General features: G+C 71.8%; 15 protein-coding genes. 4 read left to right on the forward strand and 11 right to left on the reverse strand.

Going from position 1 to position 20,141, the window contains the following annotated elements; genetic code table 11:
- Positions 1-103: 103 nt before the first annotated feature.
- From H577_RS0108460 to H577_RS15725, 9 genes are all read right to left on the reverse strand, one after another.
- On the reverse strand, positions 104-1,750 hold the full coding sequence (locus H577_RS0108460) for an amidohydrolase (protein WP_029145597.1): 1,647 nt from the start codon (positions 1,748-1,750) through the stop codon (positions 104-106).
- 275 nt (positions 1,751-2,025) lie between these two features.
- The gene (locus H577_RS15710; RefSeq protein ID WP_084516005.1) at positions 2,026-2,979 is read right to left on the reverse strand and encodes an ABC transporter permease; all 954 of its coding nucleotides are present in this window, start codon (positions 2,977-2,979) and stop codon (positions 2,026-2,028) included.
- Positions 2,976-3,866 carry an ABC transporter permease gene (locus tag H577_RS15715; protein ID WP_156876593.1) on the reverse strand — a complete coding sequence of 297 codons (891 nt, stop codon included), beginning with the start codon at positions 3,864-3,866 and terminating at the stop codon, positions 2,976-2,978. Before H577_RS15715 ends, H577_RS15710 begins: the two co-directional genes overlap by 4 nt.
- Positions 3,859-5,052 (reverse strand): polyamine ABC transporter substrate-binding protein, encoded by a 1,194-nt coding sequence (locus tag H577_RS0108475; protein ID WP_029145598.1) that lies wholly within the window; start codon positions 5,050-5,052, stop codon positions 3,859-3,861. Before H577_RS0108475 ends, H577_RS15715 begins: the two co-directional genes overlap by 8 nt.
- 108 nt (positions 5,053-5,160) lie before the next feature.
- The gene (locus tag H577_RS15720) at positions 5,161-6,339 is read right to left on the reverse strand and encodes an ABC transporter ATP-binding protein (protein WP_051191880.1); all 1,179 of its coding nucleotides are present in this window, start codon (positions 6,337-6,339) and stop codon (positions 5,161-5,163) included.
- Between the two features lie 177 nt (positions 6,340-6,516).
- Positions 6,517-7,290 carry a DNA-formamidopyrimidine glycosylase family protein gene (locus tag H577_RS0108485; RefSeq protein WP_029145599.1) on the reverse strand — a complete coding sequence of 258 codons (774 nt, stop codon included), beginning with the start codon at positions 7,288-7,290 and terminating at the stop codon, positions 6,517-6,519.
- 14 nt (positions 7,291-7,304) lie between these two features.
- Positions 7,305-7,577, reverse strand: a complete 273-nt coding sequence (locus H577_RS0108490; RefSeq protein WP_029145600.1) for a hypothetical protein — start codon at positions 7,575-7,577, stop codon at positions 7,305-7,307.
- A gap of 6 nt (positions 7,578-7,583) precedes the next feature.
- Entirely contained in the window at positions 7,584-7,817 is a 234-nt protein-coding gene (locus H577_RS0108495; protein WP_029145601.1) for a hypothetical protein, read from the reverse strand.
- 94 nt (positions 7,818-7,911) lie between these two features.
- Positions 7,912-12,978 (reverse strand): Lhr family ATP-dependent helicase, encoded by a 5,067-nt coding sequence (locus H577_RS15725; protein ID WP_084516007.1) that lies wholly within the window; start codon positions 12,976-12,978, stop codon positions 7,912-7,914.
- Between the two features lie 86 nt (positions 12,979-13,064).
- On the opposite strand from H577_RS15725, the gene H577_RS0108505 reads away from it, so the two are divergent.
- Together H577_RS0108505 and H577_RS0108510 are read left to right on the forward strand one after the other, a co-directional pair.
- Positions 13,065-13,478, forward strand: a complete 414-nt coding sequence (locus H577_RS0108505) for a GreA/GreB family elongation factor (RefSeq protein WP_029145602.1) — start codon at positions 13,065-13,067, stop codon at positions 13,476-13,478.
- A gap of 223 nt (positions 13,479-13,701) precedes the next feature.
- A complete protein-coding gene (locus H577_RS0108510) occupies positions 13,702-14,655 on the forward strand; it encodes a 1-phosphofructokinase family hexose kinase (protein WP_029145603.1) in 954 nt (317 codons plus the stop codon).
- A gap of 162 nt (positions 14,656-14,817) precedes the next feature.
- Here H577_RS0108510 and H577_RS0108515 read toward each other — a convergent pair whose 3' ends face one another.
- Both H577_RS0108515 and H577_RS0108520 read right to left on the reverse strand, forming a co-directional pair.
- Positions 14,818-16,470 carry an ABC-F family ATP-binding cassette domain-containing protein gene (locus tag H577_RS0108515; RefSeq protein ID WP_029145604.1) on the reverse strand — a complete coding sequence of 551 codons (1,653 nt, stop codon included), beginning with the start codon at positions 16,468-16,470 and terminating at the stop codon, positions 14,818-14,820.
- A 446-nt stretch (positions 16,471-16,916) separates the two neighbouring features.
- The gene (locus H577_RS0108520) at positions 16,917-17,582 is read right to left on the reverse strand and encodes an alpha/beta hydrolase (protein WP_029145605.1); all 666 of its coding nucleotides are present in this window, start codon (positions 17,580-17,582) and stop codon (positions 16,917-16,919) included.
- Between the two features lie 141 nt (positions 17,583-17,723).
- Between H577_RS0108520 and H577_RS0108525 the strand changes: the two genes are divergently transcribed.
- Positions 17,724-18,353: an NUDIX hydrolase family protein gene (locus tag H577_RS0108525; RefSeq protein ID WP_029145606.1), complete on the forward strand. Its 630-nt coding sequence runs from the start codon at positions 17,724-17,726 to the stop codon at positions 18,351-18,353.
- Between the two features lie 269 nt (positions 18,354-18,622).
- Positions 18,623-20,113, forward strand: coding sequence for a DivIVA domain-containing protein (locus tag H577_RS15730; protein WP_156876594.1), 1,491 nt, complete (start codon positions 18,623-18,625; stop codon positions 20,111-20,113).
- The last annotated feature ends 28 nt before the right edge of the window (positions 20,114-20,141 follow it).

Raw genomic sequence — 20,141 nt, forward strand, 5'->3', positions numbered from 1 at the left:
GGTACGGGGTTCGTTCAGTCGGTGGTGGCTGCAGGGGAATCGGGCCAGAGCAGGAGATTCCAGCGAGATTCCTCCTGCAGCGGGCGGATGCTCCTGATCCGGGCTACGAGCTCGCGTACACCCGCTCACCCTCGACGAACGTCTGCAGCACGCGGGTGGCCCCGATCTGGTCGGCGGGGCCGGCGAACGGGTCACGGTCCAGCAGCGCGAGGTCGGCGTACTTGCCGACCTCGATGGTGCCGGTGTCGGCGTCGAGGTGGTTCACCCACGCCGAACCGGCCGTGTACGCGGTCAGCGACGTGGCCAGGTCGATCGCCTGCTCGGGCAGGAACGGGTCGTACTCGCCCTCCTCGTATCCGGGCGCGGCGGTGCGGTTCACGGCGGTGTGGATCGCCGCGAGCGGGTTCGGGCTCGACACCGACCAGTCGCTGCCGGCGGCCAGCACGGTGCCGGCCCGCAGCAGGTCGCCGAACGGGTACTGCCATCCCGCCCGCGGCTCGCCGAGGAACGGCAGGGTCAGCTCCACCATCTGCGGCTCGAGTGTCGCCCACAGCGACTGCATGTTCGCGGCCACGCCGAGTTCCCGGAACCGCGGCACGTCGTCGGGGTGCACCACCTGCAGGTGCGCGATGTGGTGCCGGTTGTCGCCCCGCCCGTTGCGGGCGAGCGCGTGGGCCACCGCATCCAGGCACTGCCGCACCGCACGGTCGCCGATCGCGTGGAAGTGCACCTGAAAGCCGAGCGCGTCCAGCTGCGGCACCGCCTCGTTCAGGATCTCGGGGTCGACGAACGAGATGCCCGAGTTGTCGGTGGGATGCCCGTGCCCGTCGCCATACGGTTCCAGCATCGACGCGGTGAAGTTCTCGGCCACGCCGTCCTGCATGACCTTGACGCTGGTGGCGGCGAACCGTCCGCCGCGGTAGCGCTCGCGCCGCTCGACGATCGAGGGGATCTGCTCGAGCCCGGCGGTGCGGTCCCACCAGATCGCACCGACCACGCGGGCGGTCAGCCGCCCGTCGGCGCCGGCGGTGACGTACGCGGGACCGGGGTCCCCGGCATCCCCATACGACCCGATGATGGCGTCCTGCCACCCGGTGATGCCGAACGAGTGCAGGTAGCGCTGCCCCTCGAGCAGCGCCTCGACCAGACGCTCGGGCGGCTCGACCGGCAGCAGCCGGTTCACCAGGCTCATCGCGCCCTCGTGCAGGGTGCCGGTGGGGATGCCGTCGGCGTCACGCTCGATGCGCCCGTCGGCCGGGTCGGGGGTGTCGCGGTCGATGCCCGCCAGCCGCAGCGCGGCCGAGTTCACCCACGCGCCGTGCCCGTCGCGGTTGGGCAGGAACGCGGGGCGGTCGCCCACCACGGCGTCGAGTGCGGCGGCGGTGGGGGTGCCGCCGGGGAACGCCGACATCGCCCAGCCGCCGCCGAGCACCCAGGGGTCGTCGGGGCGGGATGCCGCGTACCGCCCGATCGCGTCGAGGTAGTCCGCCGCGGTGTCATAGGGCGACAGGTCGCAGCGCAGCCGGTCGAGCCCGCCCCACACCGCGTGCACGTGCGCGTCCTGAAAGCCGGGCACCAGCATCCGGCCACGCAGATCGACCACCTCGGTGCGGGGCCCCACCAGGTCTGAGACGTCGTGGCCGACGGCGACGATGCGCCCTGCGCGCACCGCCACGGCGCCGGCGCGGGAGCGGACGGTGTTCGCGGTGAACACCGGCCCGCCGGTGAAGACGAGATCGGCGTACGGCATGGGGACTCCTTCGATCGGGACGAAGTGGATGAGGGGAACGACGGGCGCGGGTTTCACCTCGGGCGCGCGCGAGTTGCACCTGCGGCGCGCGAGTTGCACCTCGGTTGCACGCGAGTCTCACCGGCGGAACTGCGGCGTGTCTCAGAATTCGTGGGTTGCGCGCTCCGCAGGCCGCAGATTGTGGGACACGCCCCACGACCGCGTCTCACAACGTGCGGGTTCCGGTGCCGGGATGTCGCAGGTTGTGGGACAGGCCGCAGGGTGCGCGACACGTCCTAGCCGCCCGCCATGGTGCGGGCGATGTCGGCGGCCGAGTCGCCGGCGCGCTTGAGCACGACCCACACCACCGACAGGGCGATCAGGGTGACGATCAGCATGATCGTCGACACGCCCGCGATCTCGGGGCGCAGCCCGCTGCGCAGCGAACTGAGCACGTACACCGGCCACGGCGTCGACCCCGACACCTGCACGAACGCCGAGACCACCGTGTTGTCGAGGCTGAACGTGAACGACAGCAGCAGCCCGGCGAGCACCGCCGGCATCGCCAGCGGCAGCGTGACCTTGACGAACGTGCGCAGCGGGGGCGCGTACAGGTCGGCCGAGGCCTCTTCGAGGTTCGCGGGCAGCCCGACCAGCCGGGCCCGCACGATGTAGGTGACCACGGCCACCGAGAACAGCGAGTGCCCGACGACCAGGCGCACGGTGCCGTCGTTGAAGATCGACATCCCCAGGTCCTGACCGAGGAACACCAGCCACGGCAGCAGCGAGACCGCGTCGACGATCTCGGGGGTGACCGCCACGAGCAACAGCATCCCGACGAACCAGAACGTCCATTTGCCGGGCTTGCGGGCCAGCGCGATGCCGGCGAGCGTGCCCAGCAGCGATGCCAGCACGGCCGCGATCGCGCCGGTGCGCAGCGACACCATCACCGCGTCGGCGATCGCCGGCTTGCGGAACAGGGCCAGGTACCCGTCGAAGCCGAAGCTGTCGAACGCGACCAGCAGCCGGCCGTTGTTGAACGAGTAGATCACGATCACGAGGATCGGCGTGAACAGGAACACGTACACGAGCACGCTCCACGCCGTCAGCAGCCGGTCGGTGAGCGCACGGCGCTGCCGGTGCTCGGGCGGCCGGCGGCGGTCGGCGCCGGCATGGGTGAAGTCGACGCCTTCTTCGAGGTCGACCGCGGCGGCCGGGATGCTGCCCAGTCCGGGCTCGACGGAGGTCATGACGCCACCTCTTCCAGACGGATGCGGTTGCGGGTGCGCGCCGGCAGGGCGATCAGCCACAGCAGCCCCGCCATGATCGCCACCGAGGCGAGGATGATGAGGATCAGCATGATCGCCATCGCCGAGCCGAGCGCCCAGTTCTGCGCGGTCTGGAACTGGGATGCCACCAGCTGGCCGACCATGTTGCCCTTCGCGCCGCCGAGCACGGTCGCGGTGATGTAGTCGCCCATCAGCGGGATGTACACCAGCAGCGCACCCACGATGATGCCCGGACGGGCCAGGGGGAAGGTGATGCGGGCGAAGGTGCGCCAGCGGTTGGCGCCGAGATCCTTGGATGCCTCGCGCAGGGGCAGTTCGACGCGGTCGAACGCCACGAACAGCGGCAGGATCATGAGCGGCAGGTAGTTGTACACGACGCCGAACAGCACGGCCGGGCGGGTGTAGAGCACGTCGAGCGGCGAGAACCCGATCGCCTGCAGGGCGTGCGAGATCCACCCCTCGGGCGAGAGGATCACCATCCAGCCGATCGTGCGCACAAGGAAGTTGGTCCAGAACGGCACGAGCACGAGCGCAAGCAGGATGCCCTTCAGATGCACCGGCGCCTTCAGCGCCATCCAGTACGCGACCGGGGCGCCGATCAGAAAGCACAGCAGGGTGCCGGCGATGCCGATCCACAACGTGTTCGTGAACGTGTCGAAGAACGTCGGGGTGAGCACCTCGGCGTACCGCTCCAGCGACAGCCGGTCGTTGGCATGCGTGCCGAACAGGCCCGGCTTGTAGCCGAAGCTGTACCAGAACACCACCAGCACGGGGGCGACGAAGAAGGCCAGCAGCCACAGCCACGCCGGGACGGCGAGGATGAAGCCGGGCAGCCGGACTCTACGCACCGGCGGCCGCCTTGGCCTTGTTGTAGATGTCGACGGTGCGCGTCTGCGCCTCGTTGACCTCGCCGTCGTGCATGGTGGCCAGCTGTTCCGGTGTGAAGAAGACGAGGTCCAGCATCTCGAGGCCGGCCTTCTTCGCGGCATCCTCGATGTCTTTCGCGCCGGTGTGGTAGCCGATGTAGTCGACGTTCTTCAGCTGGTTCTCGGGGGTCAGCACGAAGTTGATGAACGCGTGCGCCGCCTCGGGGTGCGGGGCGCTGGACGCGATCGCCCAGTTGTCCATCCACAGTTCGGTGGCCGGCGACCCGAGCACCCACTGCCACTTGTCGGGGTTGTCGGAGTTCATCATGCCCTGCCGGGCGTCGCCGTTCCACACCTCGATGAGGGCGTGCGAGCTCTGCGGGATCGCCCCGCTGCCGGGGTACGAGTCGAACGCGGCGATGTGCGGGGCGAGGGTGTTGACGATGAAGTCCTCGCACTTGTCGATCTGGGCGGTGTCGGTGGTGTTCCAGTCGATGCCGTGCGACCAGTAGTACATGCCGGTGATCTCGGCCGGGTCGTCGAGCACGCTGGTCTTGCCGCTGGCCTCCTTCTGGGCGCAGTCGAGGAAGTCGTTCCAGGTCTTCAGGTCCCGTTTGATCTGGGTCTTGTCGTACACGAAGCCGGTGGTGCCCCACGCCTTGCAGATGGAGTAGTCGTTGTTCTTGTCCCAGCTGCGGCCGAGGAAGGCCGGGTCCATGTGCGACAGGTTCGGGATGAGGTCCTTGTTGAGCTTCATCAGCAGGTTGTTCTGCACCATCTGCGGGATGAACGCCCCGGTGGGGACGATGATGTCGTAGCCGCCGGTGCCCTTGGCGGCGACGAGCTTGGCGATGAGCTCTTCGTTCGAGCCGAACGCGTCGACGGTGAGCTTGGGGCCGAGCTGCGCGGTGAACGCGCTCAGCACGTCGGGCGCGTCGTAGTCGCCCCACGAATAGATCGACAGCTTGCCCTCGAGCTTGCCGCCGGTGGCCTTCGGGCCGGGGTTGCCGCCCGGGCCGGTGTCGCCGCCACCGGAGCAGGCGGCCAGCAACGCGGTGCCGCCGACGACACCCACGAGCGAGAAGAAGCCGCGGCGGGTCATCTCGTTCACGACGCGGCCTGCCGACGCGCGGTCGGCGAGGATGCGGACGGTGCTGTTCTCGGTCATGGGGTGTTCCTCTCGCCGGGGTCTGGAGGTGCGGGTGGATGCCGGTGTGTCCAGCGGTGCTCGGATGGTGTGGTGTTGGGGTGTGCCGGGCCGGTGGTGTGCGGTCGTTCAGGCGGTGCGGATGCTGCGCGTGGTGGGCGGTTCGACGAAGCCGCCGTGTTCGGCGGACTCGTCGACGGGGAAGACCTGCACGGACTCGGCGCGCCAGGTGGCCCAGACCGTGTCGCCCACCGCGACGCGGGGCGCGTCGGGGGTGGGCCGGCGCGAGATGATCGACATCTCGCGGCCGAACTGCACGAGGAACTGCATCGTCTCGCCCAGGTGCGAGACGCCGATGATGCGGCCTTCGGCGACGTTGACGTCGGATGCGGGGCGTTCGGTGGCGATCTCGACGAACTCGGGCCGCACGGCCGCGCGCGCCTGCACGCCGGCAGGGATGCCGCTGATGCGCTGCGCCGGGCGGATCATCGCATGCGCGGACTCGACCGCGGTGCCGTCGGCGTTCACGACGCCGTCGAAGAAGTTCTGCTGACCGACGAACGCGGCCACGTACGCCGACACCGGGGCGCTGTAGATGGTGTCGGAGTCGGCGAGCTGCTCGATGCGGCCGGCGCGCATGACGGCGATGCGGTCGCTCATCGACAGTGCCTCGCCCTGGTCGTGGGTGACGAACACGAACGTGATGCCCAGCTGTGACTGGATGAGTTTGAGCTCGAGCTGCATCTCTTCGCGCAGCTGGCGGTCCAGCGCCCCGAGCGGCTCGTCGAGCAGCAGCACCGCGGGGCGGTTGACCAGCGCCCGGGCGAGGGCGACGCGCTGCTGCTGCCCGCCCGAGAGCTGGGTGGGGCGGCGGTCCGCGAAGGTGCGCATCTGCACCATCCCCAGCGCGGACGCCACCCGCTCCCGGATCTCGGCCTTGGGAACGCGCTTCTGCTGCAGCCCGTACGCGACGTTCTCGGCGACGGTCATGTGTGGAAAGAGGGCGTACGCCTGGAACACGGTGTTGACGTTCCGCTTGTACGGCGGCAGCCCCAGGACGGATCGTCCGGAGATGCGGATGTCACCGGCATCCGGCTGCTCGAAGCCCGCGATCATGCGCAGGGTGGTGGTCTTGCCGCAGCCGGACGGGCCGAGCAGCGACAGGAACTCGCCGGGTCGGATGTCCAGCGAGAGGTCGTTCACGGCGATCTGGTCGCCGTACCGCTTGGTGACGCGGTCGATGACCACGGCCCCGGCGGCGTCGGCGGTGCCGGCTTCGGGTCTGGCCGGGCTGGTCGTCGTGGACACCTGTACCTCCCTCTGGGCTGCATCGCCCTGCGTGGGGCGGCCTCGCCCCTTGCCTGGAGATTCAATCCGAACCGGGGTGTCCGGGCAAGGCGGCGGGTCGGGAATAAGACGATCCGGCCTTCCCGCGACGCTGGTCAGACAATCTGTCCGGGCGCGGCGGCGTTGCCGCCACGCGGCTCAGCGCTGGCAGTCCGGGCACCAGAACACGATGCGCTCGCGGGTCGGGTCGGCGCCCAGGCTGCCGCCGCGGATGAGCGCGCCGCAGCGCCGACAGGGCTGTCCTTCGCGCCGGTACACCCAACGGCTGTGGCCTCGCCGGGTGTCGCCGGTGAAGGTGCGGACGACGCGATCACGGTTGGCGCGCAGCATCCGTGCCGCCGTGTCGACCAGGCCGGCGGCGTCGACCGTGTCGGCGGGGGTGGTGGGCAGGATGCCACGGACGAACAGCACCTCGTTGACGTACTCGTTGCCGAGGCCGGCCATGATGCGCTGGTCTTGCAGCGCGACGTGCACCGGTCGCGGGTCGGCGGCGAGTCGGCGGGCGGCCTCGGCCGGGTCCCAGTCCGGCTGCAGCGGGTCGGGCCCGAGGGGAGCGACCAGGGATGCCTCGTCGCGGGTGGGTACGACCGCCACCTCGGCGAGGTCGAATCCCACGGCGTCGCACGATGCCGTGGACAGCACGACGCGGGCGGTGTGCGCGGGCCGCGGCCAGCGGCCGCCCGTCGGCAGCACGACCCAGACGCCCTCCATCTTCAGGTGCGAGTGCAGCGTGTAGCCGCCGGTGCGCAGCAGCAGGTGCTTGCCGCGGGGCACGACCTCGCGCACGGTGGTGCCGGACAGATCGACCGTCGCCGCCCGGGGCACGCGGATGTCGCAGCGGGTCAGTTCGCGCCCGGCGAGCGCCTGGTGCAGCCGCCGGGCCGTCTGCCAGACGGTGTCGCCCTCAGGCACGGGTCAGCCGTCTGTCATGCCGATGCACGGTAGCGCTGGCGAGCGGCCTCACCACTGGTGCCGATCGCTTCGCCGACTTCGCGCCACGACAGCCGTTGTTCACGCGCAGCGTGCACTGCGTCCGCGAGCTCTTTCTCAGCGGCATCGCGTCGCCATGCGGCGAGCTTCACCGCGATGACAGCGGGGAGGGGGGCGTCCCGTTCGCTGGGCTTCGGGTCGTAGGCCTCGAAGGCGTCGGCGAACTCGTCAGCCCGCGCTGTGATCTCGTCGAGAGAGCGTCGAGTCATTCTTCTTCACCTCACATATTTGGATCGGGCCGGGCGCATCGCGTGTGCGATGGCGATGACGCCGTGCCACTCGATCACGCCGACCTCCACAAGGGTGCCGGTCTCATCGGGGCCGATGAACATCGTCATCGAGTCGCTTTGCACGAAGTGGCGGACAGGGAATCGGAGTGCATGGAGCATGGCCTCATCCGTGACGCCGTGCCGGTAGGCACTGTGGAGGATGACGGGTTCCGACTCCATGTCACAAGTTTACTTGGCGCAAGGTAACTTGTCACTGGCTGGTGGGTGGCAACGCCGAGCTGGGGGTGAGGCGCGGAGGCGCAGGCGGTCGCACTCAGGCACGGGCGGGTGCCTTGCGCAGGGTGAGGCCGCGGGTCGCCTCGACGAAGCCCGCCGCCCGCAGCGCGCGGCCGAGCGGTGTGCCGAACACGACGGCGCCGTTGACCTGCTCGATGGTCAGCGTCTCGAGTCGTCGCGCGCGTGAGGTGGAGGCGAGGGCGCGGGATGCGGCATCCATCACCTGCTCGTCGTCGCGGAACAGCAGTGCGGTCTTGCCGCCGCGTTCCAGGTACAGCACCAGCTCACCGTCGACGAGCACCACGAGCGCCCCGGCCTTGCGGCCCGGACGGTGGGTGATGCCGTCGAGGGTGGGCCAGGGCAGGGCGGCGCCGTAGGGATTGGCCGGGTCGGTCGCAGCGAGCACGACCGCGGCCAGCGGGGGCGGGTCGGGCAGGCCGGCGAACTCGCGCAGCCGGTCGATCGTGGTGGATGCCGCGAACTGCGCGGCGCCGAGCTTCTCGATGACGTACCCGCGGCGGCAGTGGCCGGCCTGCTCGAACCCGGCGAGCGTGCGGTACATCTGCGCGAACCCGCCCGGCACCTGTTCGGCCTGCACCGATCCGCGGGTGACCACCCCGTACCGGTCGAGCAGTAGGCTCGCCGTGGCCGTCGCGCGCAGCGTCGGGTCGGTCTCGGGATCGGGCAGCAGCGACCAGCGCCCGCCGATCGCCGGCGGTCGCGGCGGTGCGCTCGGCCGGGCGATCGGCGTGCCCCGGTACAGGCGCGCACGTGGGGTGCGACGCGAGATCTTGTGCGCCTGCGAGCCGCCGCCCAGCAGCGTGCGCAGCGGCGCGAAGGTGTCGTTCGTGACCCGCCCCGCCCAGGTCAGCGCCCACAGCGCCTCGACCACCGACTGCTCGTTCTCGGCATCCGCGAGCGTCTTCAACTGCCCGGCGAAGTAGGCGCCGCCGGCGCCGAGGACGTTCACCAGGCGCTCTTCGAGCGACCCGGGCGCGATCTCGCCGACCGGGTCGGCGAGGGTGAGGGGCGCGCCATCGGTCGGGTGCAGTGCCACCCACCCGTCGCGGCCCGGCAGGGCACCGTGCCCCGACCAGATCACCTCGCCGGTCGCGGTGAGCTCGTCGAGCATGCCGGGCGTGTAGTCGCGCACGCGTGACGGCAGGATGAGGGATTCCCACGCGCTTGCGGGGATCGGAACGCCGGCGAGCTGGTCGACGACCGCGGCGACGCCGTCGATGCCGTCGAGCGGCCGGGTCAGGTGCTGCCAGGCCGGCAGGAACCGGGCGAACGCGGCCGGCGGAACCGGTTCGACGCTGCCGCGGATGGCGGCCAGGCTGCGCATACGCAGTCGCCGGAGCGCCTCGGTGTCGCACCATTCGGTGTCGTCGGTGCGGGATGCCGGGGCCTGCTCGGGCAGGAAGAAGCCGCTCGTCACGCGGCCGGCCGCCTCGAGCCGTTGCAGCGTGTGCCGGGCGACGGCGACGCCCACCCCGAGCCGGTCGGCGACCGCCTCGACGCGGAACGGTCCGTGCGTGCGCGCATACCGGGCGACGAGGTCGCCGAGCGGGTCGGCGACCGGCTCGAGGAACGCGGTGGGGATGCCCACCGGCAGCGCGGTGCCGAGCGCGTCGCGCAGCCGGCCGGCATCCTCGATCGCGGCGACCCGGGCGACGCCGCCGACCGTGACCGGGATGGCCCGGCGCGCCGCGATCAGTGCGGCCAGGTGATCTGCGGCGTCGGTCGGGTCGCTCGCTCCGCGAGTGGCGGTGGTGCCGGCCTCGTCGGTCGCGCCGTGAGCGGAGCGAGTCGAGGTGGCGCCGGCGGGGTCGAGCCGGGCGGTGACCTCGGCGGCATCGAGCGGCCCCAGCATCCGCAGCAGGTCCGCCACCCCCTCGATGCCGCGCACGTGTCGCTCGGGATCGAGTCGCTGCACCTCGCGTTCGTACTGCGCGATGATCTCGGGGTCGAGCAGCTCGCGCATCTCGACCTTGCCGAGCAGCTCACTCAGCAGCGCCGGATCCACCGACAGCGCCGCAGCGCGCCGCTCGGCCAGCGGCGAGTCGCCCTCGTACATGAACGCGCCGACATATCCGAACAGCAGGTCGCGGGCGTACGGCGACGGCTGGGACGTCTCGACCTCGACCAGCCGGATGCGGCGCTCGCCGATGCCGCGCATCATCCGCAGCAGCGCGGGCAGGTCGTACACGTCCTGCAGCACCTCGCGCAGCGTCTCGAGGATGATCGGGAACGTCGGGTGCCGTCGGGCGACCTCGAGCAGCTGCGCGGCGCGCTGCCGCTGCTGCCACAGCGGGCTGCGTCGTCCCGGGTTCAGCCGCGGCATCAGCAGCGCCCGCGCCGCGCACTCACGGAACCGCGATGCGAACAGCGCCGACCCGCCGACCTCGTCGGTGACGAGTTGGTCGATCTCATCGGGTTCGAAGACGAACAGTTCCGCGCCCGGCGGGTCGGTTGTGGCATCCGGGATGCGCGCGATGATGCCGTCGTCGCTCGCCACCGCCGACCCGTCGACCCCGACGCGCTCGCGGATGCGGGCGTTCACGGCCAGCGCCCACGGTGCGTGCACCTGCATGCCGTACGGGGAATGAAGGATGACGCGCCAGTCGCCGACCTCGTCTCGGCCGCGCTCGACGGTCAGCGTCGTGTCGGTGGGCAGGGTGCCGGTGGCCGCGCGCTGCTCGGCAAGATAGTCGAGCAGATTGCCGCGCGCGTTGTCGTCGAGACCGGATTCCGCCAGGCGCATACGTGCCTTCTCGGGGTCGGCTGCGGCGACCTCGCGCGAGAACCGCCCGAGCGCCTCGCCCAGTTCGGCGGGTCGGCCGATGCCGTCGCCGTGCCAGAACGGCACCTTGCCGGGCTGTCCGAACGCGGGCACCACGTTGACCCGGTCGTGGGTGATCTCGACGATGCGCCAACTCGTGGTGCCGAGGGTGAACACGTCGTTGACCCGCGACTCGTACACCATCTCTTCGTCGAGTTCGCCGACGCGGGCGCCGACCTTCTCGCCGGCGACGAACACGCCGAACAGGCCCCGGTCGGGGATGGTGCCCCCGCTGGTGACGGCGATCCGCTGCGCGCCGGGCCGCCCGGTGAGCGTGCCGTGATCGCGATCCCACACCACGCGCGGCCGCAGTTCCGCGAACTCGTCGGACGGGAACCGGCCGGCGAGCAGGTCGAGCGTCGCCTCATACGCCGATCGGGGCAGCGTGCGGAACGGGGCGCTGCGGCGCACCGTCTCGTACCAGCCCTCCACCTCGACCGGGCCCAGCGCGCAGGCGGCCACGGTCTGCTGGGCGAGGATGTCGAGCGGGTTCTGTGGCACGGCGATCGCCTCGATCTGACCGGCCAGCATCCGCTCGGTGACCACCGCCGTGTGCAGCACGTCGCCGCGGTGCTTGGGGAACAGCGCCGCCCTGCTCGTCTCGCCGACCTGGTGCCCGGCGCGGCCGATGCGCTGCAGCCCGGATGCCGCCGACGGCGGCGCCTCGACCTGGATCACCAGGTCGACCGCGCCCATGTCGATGCCGAGCTCGAGGCTCGAGGTGGCCACGACGCAGCGCAGTACGCCGCTCTTGAGCTCGTCTTCGACCTGCGCGCGCTGCTCCTTCGACACCGAGCCGTGGTGCGCCTTGGCGAGCACCGGGGCGATACCGGCGGATGCCTCGGCCTGCGCCACCCCGGCGGCTCCGCCGGACGGAGCACGGGTGCCGTCGGCGCGCGCCTGCGCGCGGCCCGGTGCCTCGGCTGCACGGGCCATCGTCTCAGCCGGAACGGTCGGCTCGACGACGGCGAGGTCGAGTCGTTCGGCATAGATCTCGTTGAGCCGGCCGGTGAGCCGCTCCGCCAGCCGCCGCGAGTTGGCGAACACGATGGTCGACCGGTTCTGCAGCACCCGGTCGACGATCGCCTCTTCGACGTGCGGCCAGATCGAACCGGTCATCTCGGTGCTCTCGGGGCGCGGCGCGTACCAGTCGTCGGATGCTGTGTCGGCATGACCGTCCGATGCCGATGCCGATGCCGATGCCGATGCCGATGCCGATGCCGATGCCGGTGCCGATGCCGCGCCGTCCGCGGCCGGTGCGGTGGCGCGCAGCCCGTCCCGGTCCGCTCGCATCCCGTCCGCTCCGGTCCCGTCCGGTCCGCCACTGTCGGGTCCGGTCCCGTCCGGTCCGCCACTGTCGGGTCCGGTCTCGTCCGCTCCGAACCCGTTCGATCTCGGCCGGGAACCGCCGCGCGGGCCGTCGGGCGGGGCCGCGCCGTTGCCCTCTGAAGCCGCGGAGGCTGAGGCATCCGGTGCCGGCGGTGGGTTCTGCATGTCTTCGACCGGCACGACCACCTGCAGGTCGAACGTCTTCGACGCGCGCGGGGCGACGATCTCGACCGGCGCGGCGCCGCCGAGGAACCGCGCCACCTCGTCGATCGGCCGCACCGTCGCCGACAGGCCGATGCGCTGCGCCGGCCGGTCGAGCAGGTCATCGAGGCGTTCGAGGCTGACGGCAAGGTGCGCTCCGCGTTTGGTCGCGGCGACGGCGTGCACCTCGTCGACGATGACCGTGTCGACCCCGCGCAGCGTCTGCGCGGCCTGGCTCGTCAGCATCAGGTACAGCGATTCGGGGGTGGTGATGAGGATGTCGGGCGGATCGGTCAGCAGCTTGCGACGGTCGGATGCCGGTGTGTCGCCGCTGCGGACTCCCACAGTGACCTCGGGCACCGGCATCCCGAGTCGTCGCGCCTGTTGCGCGATGCCCACCAGCGGTGACCGCAGATTGCGCTCGACGTCGACACCCAGTGCCTTCAGCGGAGAGATGTAGAGGACGCGGGTGCGGGTTGCCCTCGGCCGTGGTGCCGCGCCCGGGGCGAGCTGGTCGTGGAACACCCGGTCGATCGCCCACAGGAACGCCGACAGCGTCTTGCCCGACCCGGTCGGGGCGACCACCAGAGCGTGCCGACCGGCGGCGATCGCCTGCCAGGCGCCGCGTTGGGCGTCGGTGGGGCGCGCGAAGGCGCTACGGAACCACTCCCGCGTCGCCGCGCCGAAGCGGTCCATCACATCGTGCGCCGCGCCGGACGCGCTCTCGCCCATCCCTCCATCTTCGCCGGTGCCACCGACATCCGGGCTAAGCTGGAGATTCTTTGCCACGCACGTCAAGAGTGGGAAGGGAGCCGATCATGTCGGATCCGACATCGACGGACACCGTCTGGATGACCCCGGCCGCGCTCGCGGCCCTGCAAGCCGAGCTCGACGAGCTCACCGCCACGCCCGGCGACGACGCCGTGCAGGCACGCATCGTGGAGCTGCGTGAACTGATCCGCCGTGCCGAGGTCGGCACCAAGCCCGACGACGGCGTCGTCGAGCCCGGCATGCGCATCAGTGTGCGCTTCCACGCCGACGACGAGATCGAGACGTTCCTGCTCGGCAGCCGCGACCTGGTGCGCACCGACGGCGACATCGAGGTCTACTCGCCCACCTCGCCGCTGGGCGCGGCGATCAACGGGCACCGGGTGGGCGACGAGGTCTCGTTCGAGGCGCCCAACGGCGCCCGGCTCACCGTCACCATCGTCGCCGCCACCCCGTTCGGATAGGTCGCGGCCGGGCGATGCCCGGTCCGTGCGGCGACGTCGGGCCCGCCGGTCGGTGCCGCGCCCTTGCGGGTGTCCCACGGCGGGACGCGTGACGGAGGCCGGGCCCGCGCAGCGACGTCGGGTCCGCCGTTCGGTGCCGGGCCCCGCGCGGATGGGTCCCACGGCGCGACACGTGACGGATGCCGGGCCCGCGGCATCCACTCGCCCGGCCTACACTGCGGGCATGCCCGCCTCGCCGCACGCCCCGATCCTCACCGTCACCCCCAACCCTGCGCTCGACGTCTCGACCGGCGTGGACCATGTGGTGGCCGAGCACAAGATGCGGTGCGGGCCGACCCGGCTCGACCCGGGCGGCGGCGGTGTCAACGTCGCGCGGGTGGTGCGCAACCTCGGCGGCAGCGCGCTCGCCGTCTACACCGCGGGCGGGCCGACCGGGCAGGCGTATCGCGAGCTGCTCGAGCGCGAGGGCATCGCCGGGCGTGTGGTGCGGATCGCCGGCAGCACCCGTGAGAGCTTCACGGTCGACGAGATGTCCACCGGCCGCCAGTTCCGGTTCGTGCTGCAGGGGCCGCACCTAGCCGAGCCGGAGTGGCGGGCGCTGCTGTCGGCGGTCGCCGACGATCTGCCGTTCGGGGGATACCTCGTGCCCAGCGGCAGCCTGCCGCCAGGGGTGCCGGTCGACTTCTACGCGAGGCTCGCGCGCCTGGCCCGTGACAACGACGCCCGATGCGTCGTGGATGCCTCGGGCGAGGCGCTGCGGGCGGCGCTCGACGAGGGGGTGTTCCTCGTCAAGCCGAGCCGGCGCGAACTCGGCGAACTGGTCGGCGGGGCGGTCGACGACGAGGTCGAGCTGATCGGTGCCGCGCGCGAACTGGTCGGCCGTGGCGCCTGCAGGATGGTCGCCCTCACCCTGGGCGGCGCCGGCGCGGTGCTCGTCGATGCCGAGCGGGCGCTGCGACTGCCCACCCCGCCGGTGCAGGTGCGCAGCGCGGTCGGGGCCGGCGACAGCTTTCTGGGGGCGTTCGTCCTGCGCCTGGCCCAGGGCCGCACACCCGCCGAGGCGTTCCGCACCGCGGTGGCCGCCGGCAGCGCGACGGCGGCGCTCGAGGCGACCGAGCTGTGCGGGGCGGATGCCGTCGCCGCACTCGAGCGCGGACTCGAGCCCGTGCCGGCCTGAGCCTCACAGACCTGCGGAGGTGCCGCGTGCCGTCGACAGGCTGGATCGGCCTTTCGTCCGGCCGACGGCGCCCGTGGCGTCGTTTGAGCCTGTCGACGGCACGCCCGGACCGCCCGCGCGCGCACCGTCCGCCCGCGCGCGCGGCGCACCGGCGCTGTCCGGTCACGTCCGCTCGGCGAGCCGGCCGTGACGGAGCTCGAGCACCAGGTCAGGGCCGAGCCGGTCGAGGAACACGTCGTCATGGCTGACCATCAGTACCGCGCCGCGGTAGGCGTTCAGCGCCTCGACGAGCCGGTCGACGGTGTCGAGGTCGAGGTTGTTCGTCGGCTCGTCGAGCACCAGCAGCTGCGGCGGCGGGTCGGCCAGCAGCAGCCGTGCCAGCGCGACCCGGAACCGCTCGCCGCCCGACAGTGACGCGACCGGCCGGGCCGCGGCATCCCCCCGGATCAGGAACCGCGCCAGCCGGTTGCGGATCTCGGCGGGCGGCACGGCGGGGGCCGCGGCCCGCACGTTTTCGAGCACCGACGCGGCGTCGTCGAGCCCGTCGACCCGCTGCGGCAGGTACCCGATCCGGTCGGTGTGCGCCCGCGCGTGTGCAGAACTCCGCCAATGTGTTCCCGAACCGGCCGTAGCGGCGGATTCCGGTACCGAACGGTCGGAATCGGAGGAGTTCTGCACGGCGGATGCCACCAACTGCTCCAGCAGCGTCGTCTTGCCGGCGCCGTTCGGGCCGACCAGCGCGATCCGCTCGGGTCCCTGCACGACCCAGGTGCGGGTGTCGTCGCCGAGTTCGGCGATGCGGCGGCCGGCCGGCACCCCCGGGTCGGGCAGGTCGATCGTGACCGAGTCGTCGTCGCGCACCCTGCGCTCGGCGGCGTCGAGCGCGGCCCGTGCCGCGGCCTCCTTCTCGCCGACCTCGGTGCGCAGCCGCCCGGCCGACACCTGCGCCGCGCGCTTGCGGCCTCCCGCGATGATTCCGGGTACACGCTTCTCGATCTGAGCCTTGCGCCCGACAGCCGCGCGGTGCGCAAGCTTGGTCTCAGCCTCGATGCGCTGCCGCTTCTCGCGGGCGAGGGACTGGGATGCCGCGCGCTCGGCCTGCGCGGCGGCGGCCTGTTCGGATGCGAGCCACTCCCGCCACTGCGAATACGGCCCGCCGAACGTGGTCAACTCGTTGCCGTACAGCTCGGCCGTGGCATCCATCAGCTCGAGCAGCGCCACATCATGGCTGACCACCACGAGGGTGCCGTGCCAGCCGCGCACCATGTCATACAGGCGGTGCCGGGCATCGCGGTCGAGGTTGTTCGTCGGCTCGTCGAGCAGCGTGATGGGCGCGCGCCGCAGCCGGATGCCGGCGACCGCCGCGAGCACGGCCTCGCCGCCCGACAGTTCGCCGACCCTGCGGTCGAGCGCGCCGTCGGGGAGCCCCGCCTCGGCCAGGGCGGCGGTGGAGCGGGCCTCGATGTCCCAGTCGTCGCCGACCGCCTCGAAGTGGCGCGGGTCGGCGTCACCGGACTCGATCGCGCGCAGCGCGTCGAGCGTGGCGGCGACGCCGAGCAGTTCGGCCACGGGGCGATCGGTTCCCAGCGTCAGCTGCTGGGGGAGCAGACAGACATCGGATGCCGCGGTCACGCGCCCGCTCGTCGGGGTCAGCGACCCCGCGATCAGGCGCAGCAGCGTCGACTTTCCGGAACCGTTGCGGCCGACCAGACCGGTGTGGTCGGTGCCGAACGCGCCGGAGACCTCGTGCAGGGCGAGAGAGCCGTCGGGCCAGGTGAACGAGACGCGGTCCAGGACGATGGATGGGGTGGGCATGAATGTCCTCCTCGGATGTCGGGTGCGCCGACACCGATGCCCGAGGCAGCCCTGAAGAAGGGAACGAGATCGACGGTCGGCGCGTGAACGTGCTGCAGAGGCAGCGGATTGTTCGGTGACGGCGCGACACGTCGAGGATCGACGATCAGCGCAGCGTCAACGCGCGGCGGCGATCTCGGTCATTCCATTCCTCACGTCGGGGACAGGGACCGCCTACCTTAGCAGACGCGCCAGACCGGGCGGCTGTTCCCGTCCTCCGGTTCGGGCACGGGCCGACGTACTGACCCGCCCGTCCCGGTCGTTGAGCGAGCCGGAGGCAAGTCGGAATGACTCGATCCGAGTAGCGTCGTTTCGACTCGGGCCTTCGGCCCTCGCTCAACGGCCTGGGGCGACGACGAGCTCTCGATCGACGGCCTGGAGCGACGACGAGCCCTCGATCGGCCGGGTCAGAGCGCCGCGAGCCGCTTCTGCAGGAACACCCGCACATCGGCGATCTCGTCGTCCGACACGCTGTGTGTGAGGCCGGGATAGACCCGGCCCGACAGGTCGCTGTGCGCGGGCAGCCACTGCGCGGTGTGCTCGACCAGCGCCGGCGGGATGACCTCGTCGCGGGCCCCACGGCCCCAGAACACCGGCACCTTCGCCGCGGCCAACTCCGCATCCCGTGGCAGCGGCCCGGGCGCGGCATACCCCGACAGGTTCACGACAAACCTGAACCGCTCCGGCTGCAGCCGCATCGCCTGGATCGCGACCGACGCGCCCTGCGAGAACCCGAGCAGCCCGACCGCGGGCGCGGCGCCGGCCGCGGCATCCAGCCACGCGAGAAACGCGGATGCCGCAGCGGTCACCCGGCCCGGATCCCGCCCGGCCAGGTCCTCGTTCTGCACGTCCTCGATGGGGTACCACGAATAGCCCGGCATCGGCCACGGCGGGGTGTGCGGGGCGCGCACGGATGCCACGGTGAACGCGTCCGGCAGATACCCGGCCAGTCCGAACAGGTCGTTCTCGTCGGCGCCGTACCCGTGCAGCAGCACCAGCAGGGGCCGGTCGGTGCGGTCGGATGCCGGAGCCGACCACAGCGCGACGTCGGAATCGATGCGCAGCTCGTCCATGCGCCCAGTCTGCCAGCGACAGCGGGGATGCGAGCCGGCCGGCGTGGTCGGGCTCTGGGACGATGTCGATGCCGGACCCCGAGTCATCCATACCCCCACCCTGTCAGCCCGATCGGCACGGTCGTGGGGTATACAAGGAACATGCCCGTCCGCACGCCTGACCCCGAGCCGGAGCCCGAGGAGCCCGCCGGTGGTGAGCCGTTCGTGCCGGGCTCGCTGGGGTCGTTCGGCGGCCCGCCCGCGGCTGACGGCGCGAACCCGGGATGGCTGACCGAGCTCGAGCTCGCCGAGGCACGCCGCCGTCTGCCGATGCTGTACGTCGAGGCGGTGCCGGTGCGCACCGACGGCATGGGCGCGGTCACCCAGGTCGGCCTGCTGCTGCGCGCCACCGCCCTCGGCGAGATCACCCGCACGATCGTCTCGGGGCGGGTGCGGTACGCCGAGACGATCCGAGACGCCCTGTTCCGGCACATGGAGAACGACCTGGGGCCGATGGCCTTCCCCCAGCTGCCGCTGCAACCGGCGCCGTTCACCGTGGCCGAGTACTTTCCGCTGCCGGGGCTGAGTGCGTTCCACGACGACCGGCAGCATGCCGTGTCGCTCGCGTTCGTCGTGCCCGTCACGGGCACCTGCGACCCGCGGCAGGACGCCCTCGAGGTCACCTGGATGACGCCCGAAGAAGCGGCATCCGACACCATCGCCGCCGACATGGAGGGCGGCCGCGGCACCCTGCTGCGCATGGCCCTCGCCAGCGTCGGCGCCCTCCGCTGAGCTCGGGTCGCCGGCCCCGCTCGCCCGTGCACAACGGCGGGGATTTCGACGACACGCCGCGCGGCGGTCGCTGCGATCGGCGTGTCGGGCAGAATCCCCGCAGTTGTGCACATGGATGCCGCGGCGGTCGCGTGAGCGGTCACGTGCGGTGGCGGCGGGTGCGCGGTGGGCCGGCGGCCCTTTCCCTTCACACAGCCGGGCGGGATAGGGTTCAAGAGCCTCACTCCGCCGCGTCGTCGCGGCATCCACCCCCCCGCCGGAGACCCCCTATGTCCGACCACACGCCTGTTTCGTTCGAAAGCCTGCTCGCCGACACCGGCGCGGCGGCCACGGAGTTCACCACCGCGTTCCGCGGCTACGACAAAGACGAGGTCGAGGCTGCGCTCGGCGAGTTGAAGAACCGCCTCCGCACCGCCGGTGACGAGATCGCCACGCTCAAAGACGACCGTCACCGCACCACCGCAGAGCTTGCCCGCACCCGCGAACGCGTCGACGAGCTGCAGCGCCGCCTCGAGGCCGCGCGCGACGAAGAGGGCGACGAGCTCACCCGGCTGCGCGGTCAGATCGAGGGGCTGAAGGCCGACCTCGCGGCCGCGCATGCGCAGACCGCCGAATCGCAGAAGCAGGTGCAGGCGCTCACCGACGAGCTCAGCGGGTCGGCGGCCGAGTCCCCGAACCGGCACCAGTTCGAAGAGATCCTCCGGGTCGCCGAAGAGCAGGCGTCCACACTCATCCGCAACGCCAGCGTGCAGGGCGACCGGCTGCTCGAGGCCGCCCGCGAAGAGGCCGACAACCGCCGGGTCCAGGCTCAGGCCGAGGCCGAGCAGATCATCGCCCAGGCGCAGCACGAGGCGCAGCAGGCGCGGCTGCGCATCGACACCGAGCTGACCGCACACCAGGCGCAGCTCGAGCGCGAGGCCGCGCACGCCGCCGAGAAGGTCGACCAGGCCGAGCGTGAGGCCGCCGCCATCCGGTCCGAGGCCGAGAAGGGCGCCGCGGCCCTGCGTTCGATGGTCGCCCGCGAGACCGCGCGCGACCGCGCCGAGGCCGAAGAGGCCGTGCGCGAGCTGCGGGTGCGCACCCTGGAGTTCGAGGCATCCCTCACCCGTCGTCAGGATGACGCGCACCAGGAGTTCCTGGTGCTGCACAACCAGGCCGTCGCCCATGCCGAGCGCATCACGAGCGACGCGAACGAGCAGGTCGCCGCATCGGTCGAGCACGCCAAGCGCGTCACCGAGAAGGCCGACGACTACGAGAAGCTCGCCCGCGCCCAGGCGCAGCAGATCGAGGCCGACGCGCGCGTGCGTGCGGCCGAGCACCTCGAGCAGGCGCGGGTGAAGGCGCAGAAGATCATCGAGACGGTCACCACGCACGCCGACTCCGCGCTGCGCGACGCCGAGGACCGCGCCCGCCAGCTGCGCTGGCAGCAGCACCAGCTGAACAGCTTCATGGCCGAGGTCAAAGAGCTGATCCGGCCCTCCGCGGCGGCCCGTGTCGACGGGGCCCATGCCGCAGCCACCGACGACACCGTGGCGATGGACGTCGCCGAGGGGTTCGACGCGGTCGAGCTCGGGGCTCACGCCACCGGCGGGCCCGAGGGCGACGACACGGATGCCACCGGGACTGACGACTCGGCGACGGATGCCTCAGGGATTGACGACCGCGACGCGGCGGACGCCGACGCGGCACCCGATGAGGCGACGACCCTCGCCGAGGGGGACGACATCGACGACGAGCAGTTGGAGTCGGCCAGGAACTGACCGGCCGCCGCGCGGCCGAGTGGGCTGG

The organism is Microbacterium luticocti DSM 19459 (assembly GCF_000422405.1).
In the GTDB taxonomy this organism is placed as follows: Bacteria; Actinomycetota; Actinomycetes; order Actinomycetales; family Microbacteriaceae; genus Microbacterium; species Microbacterium luticocti.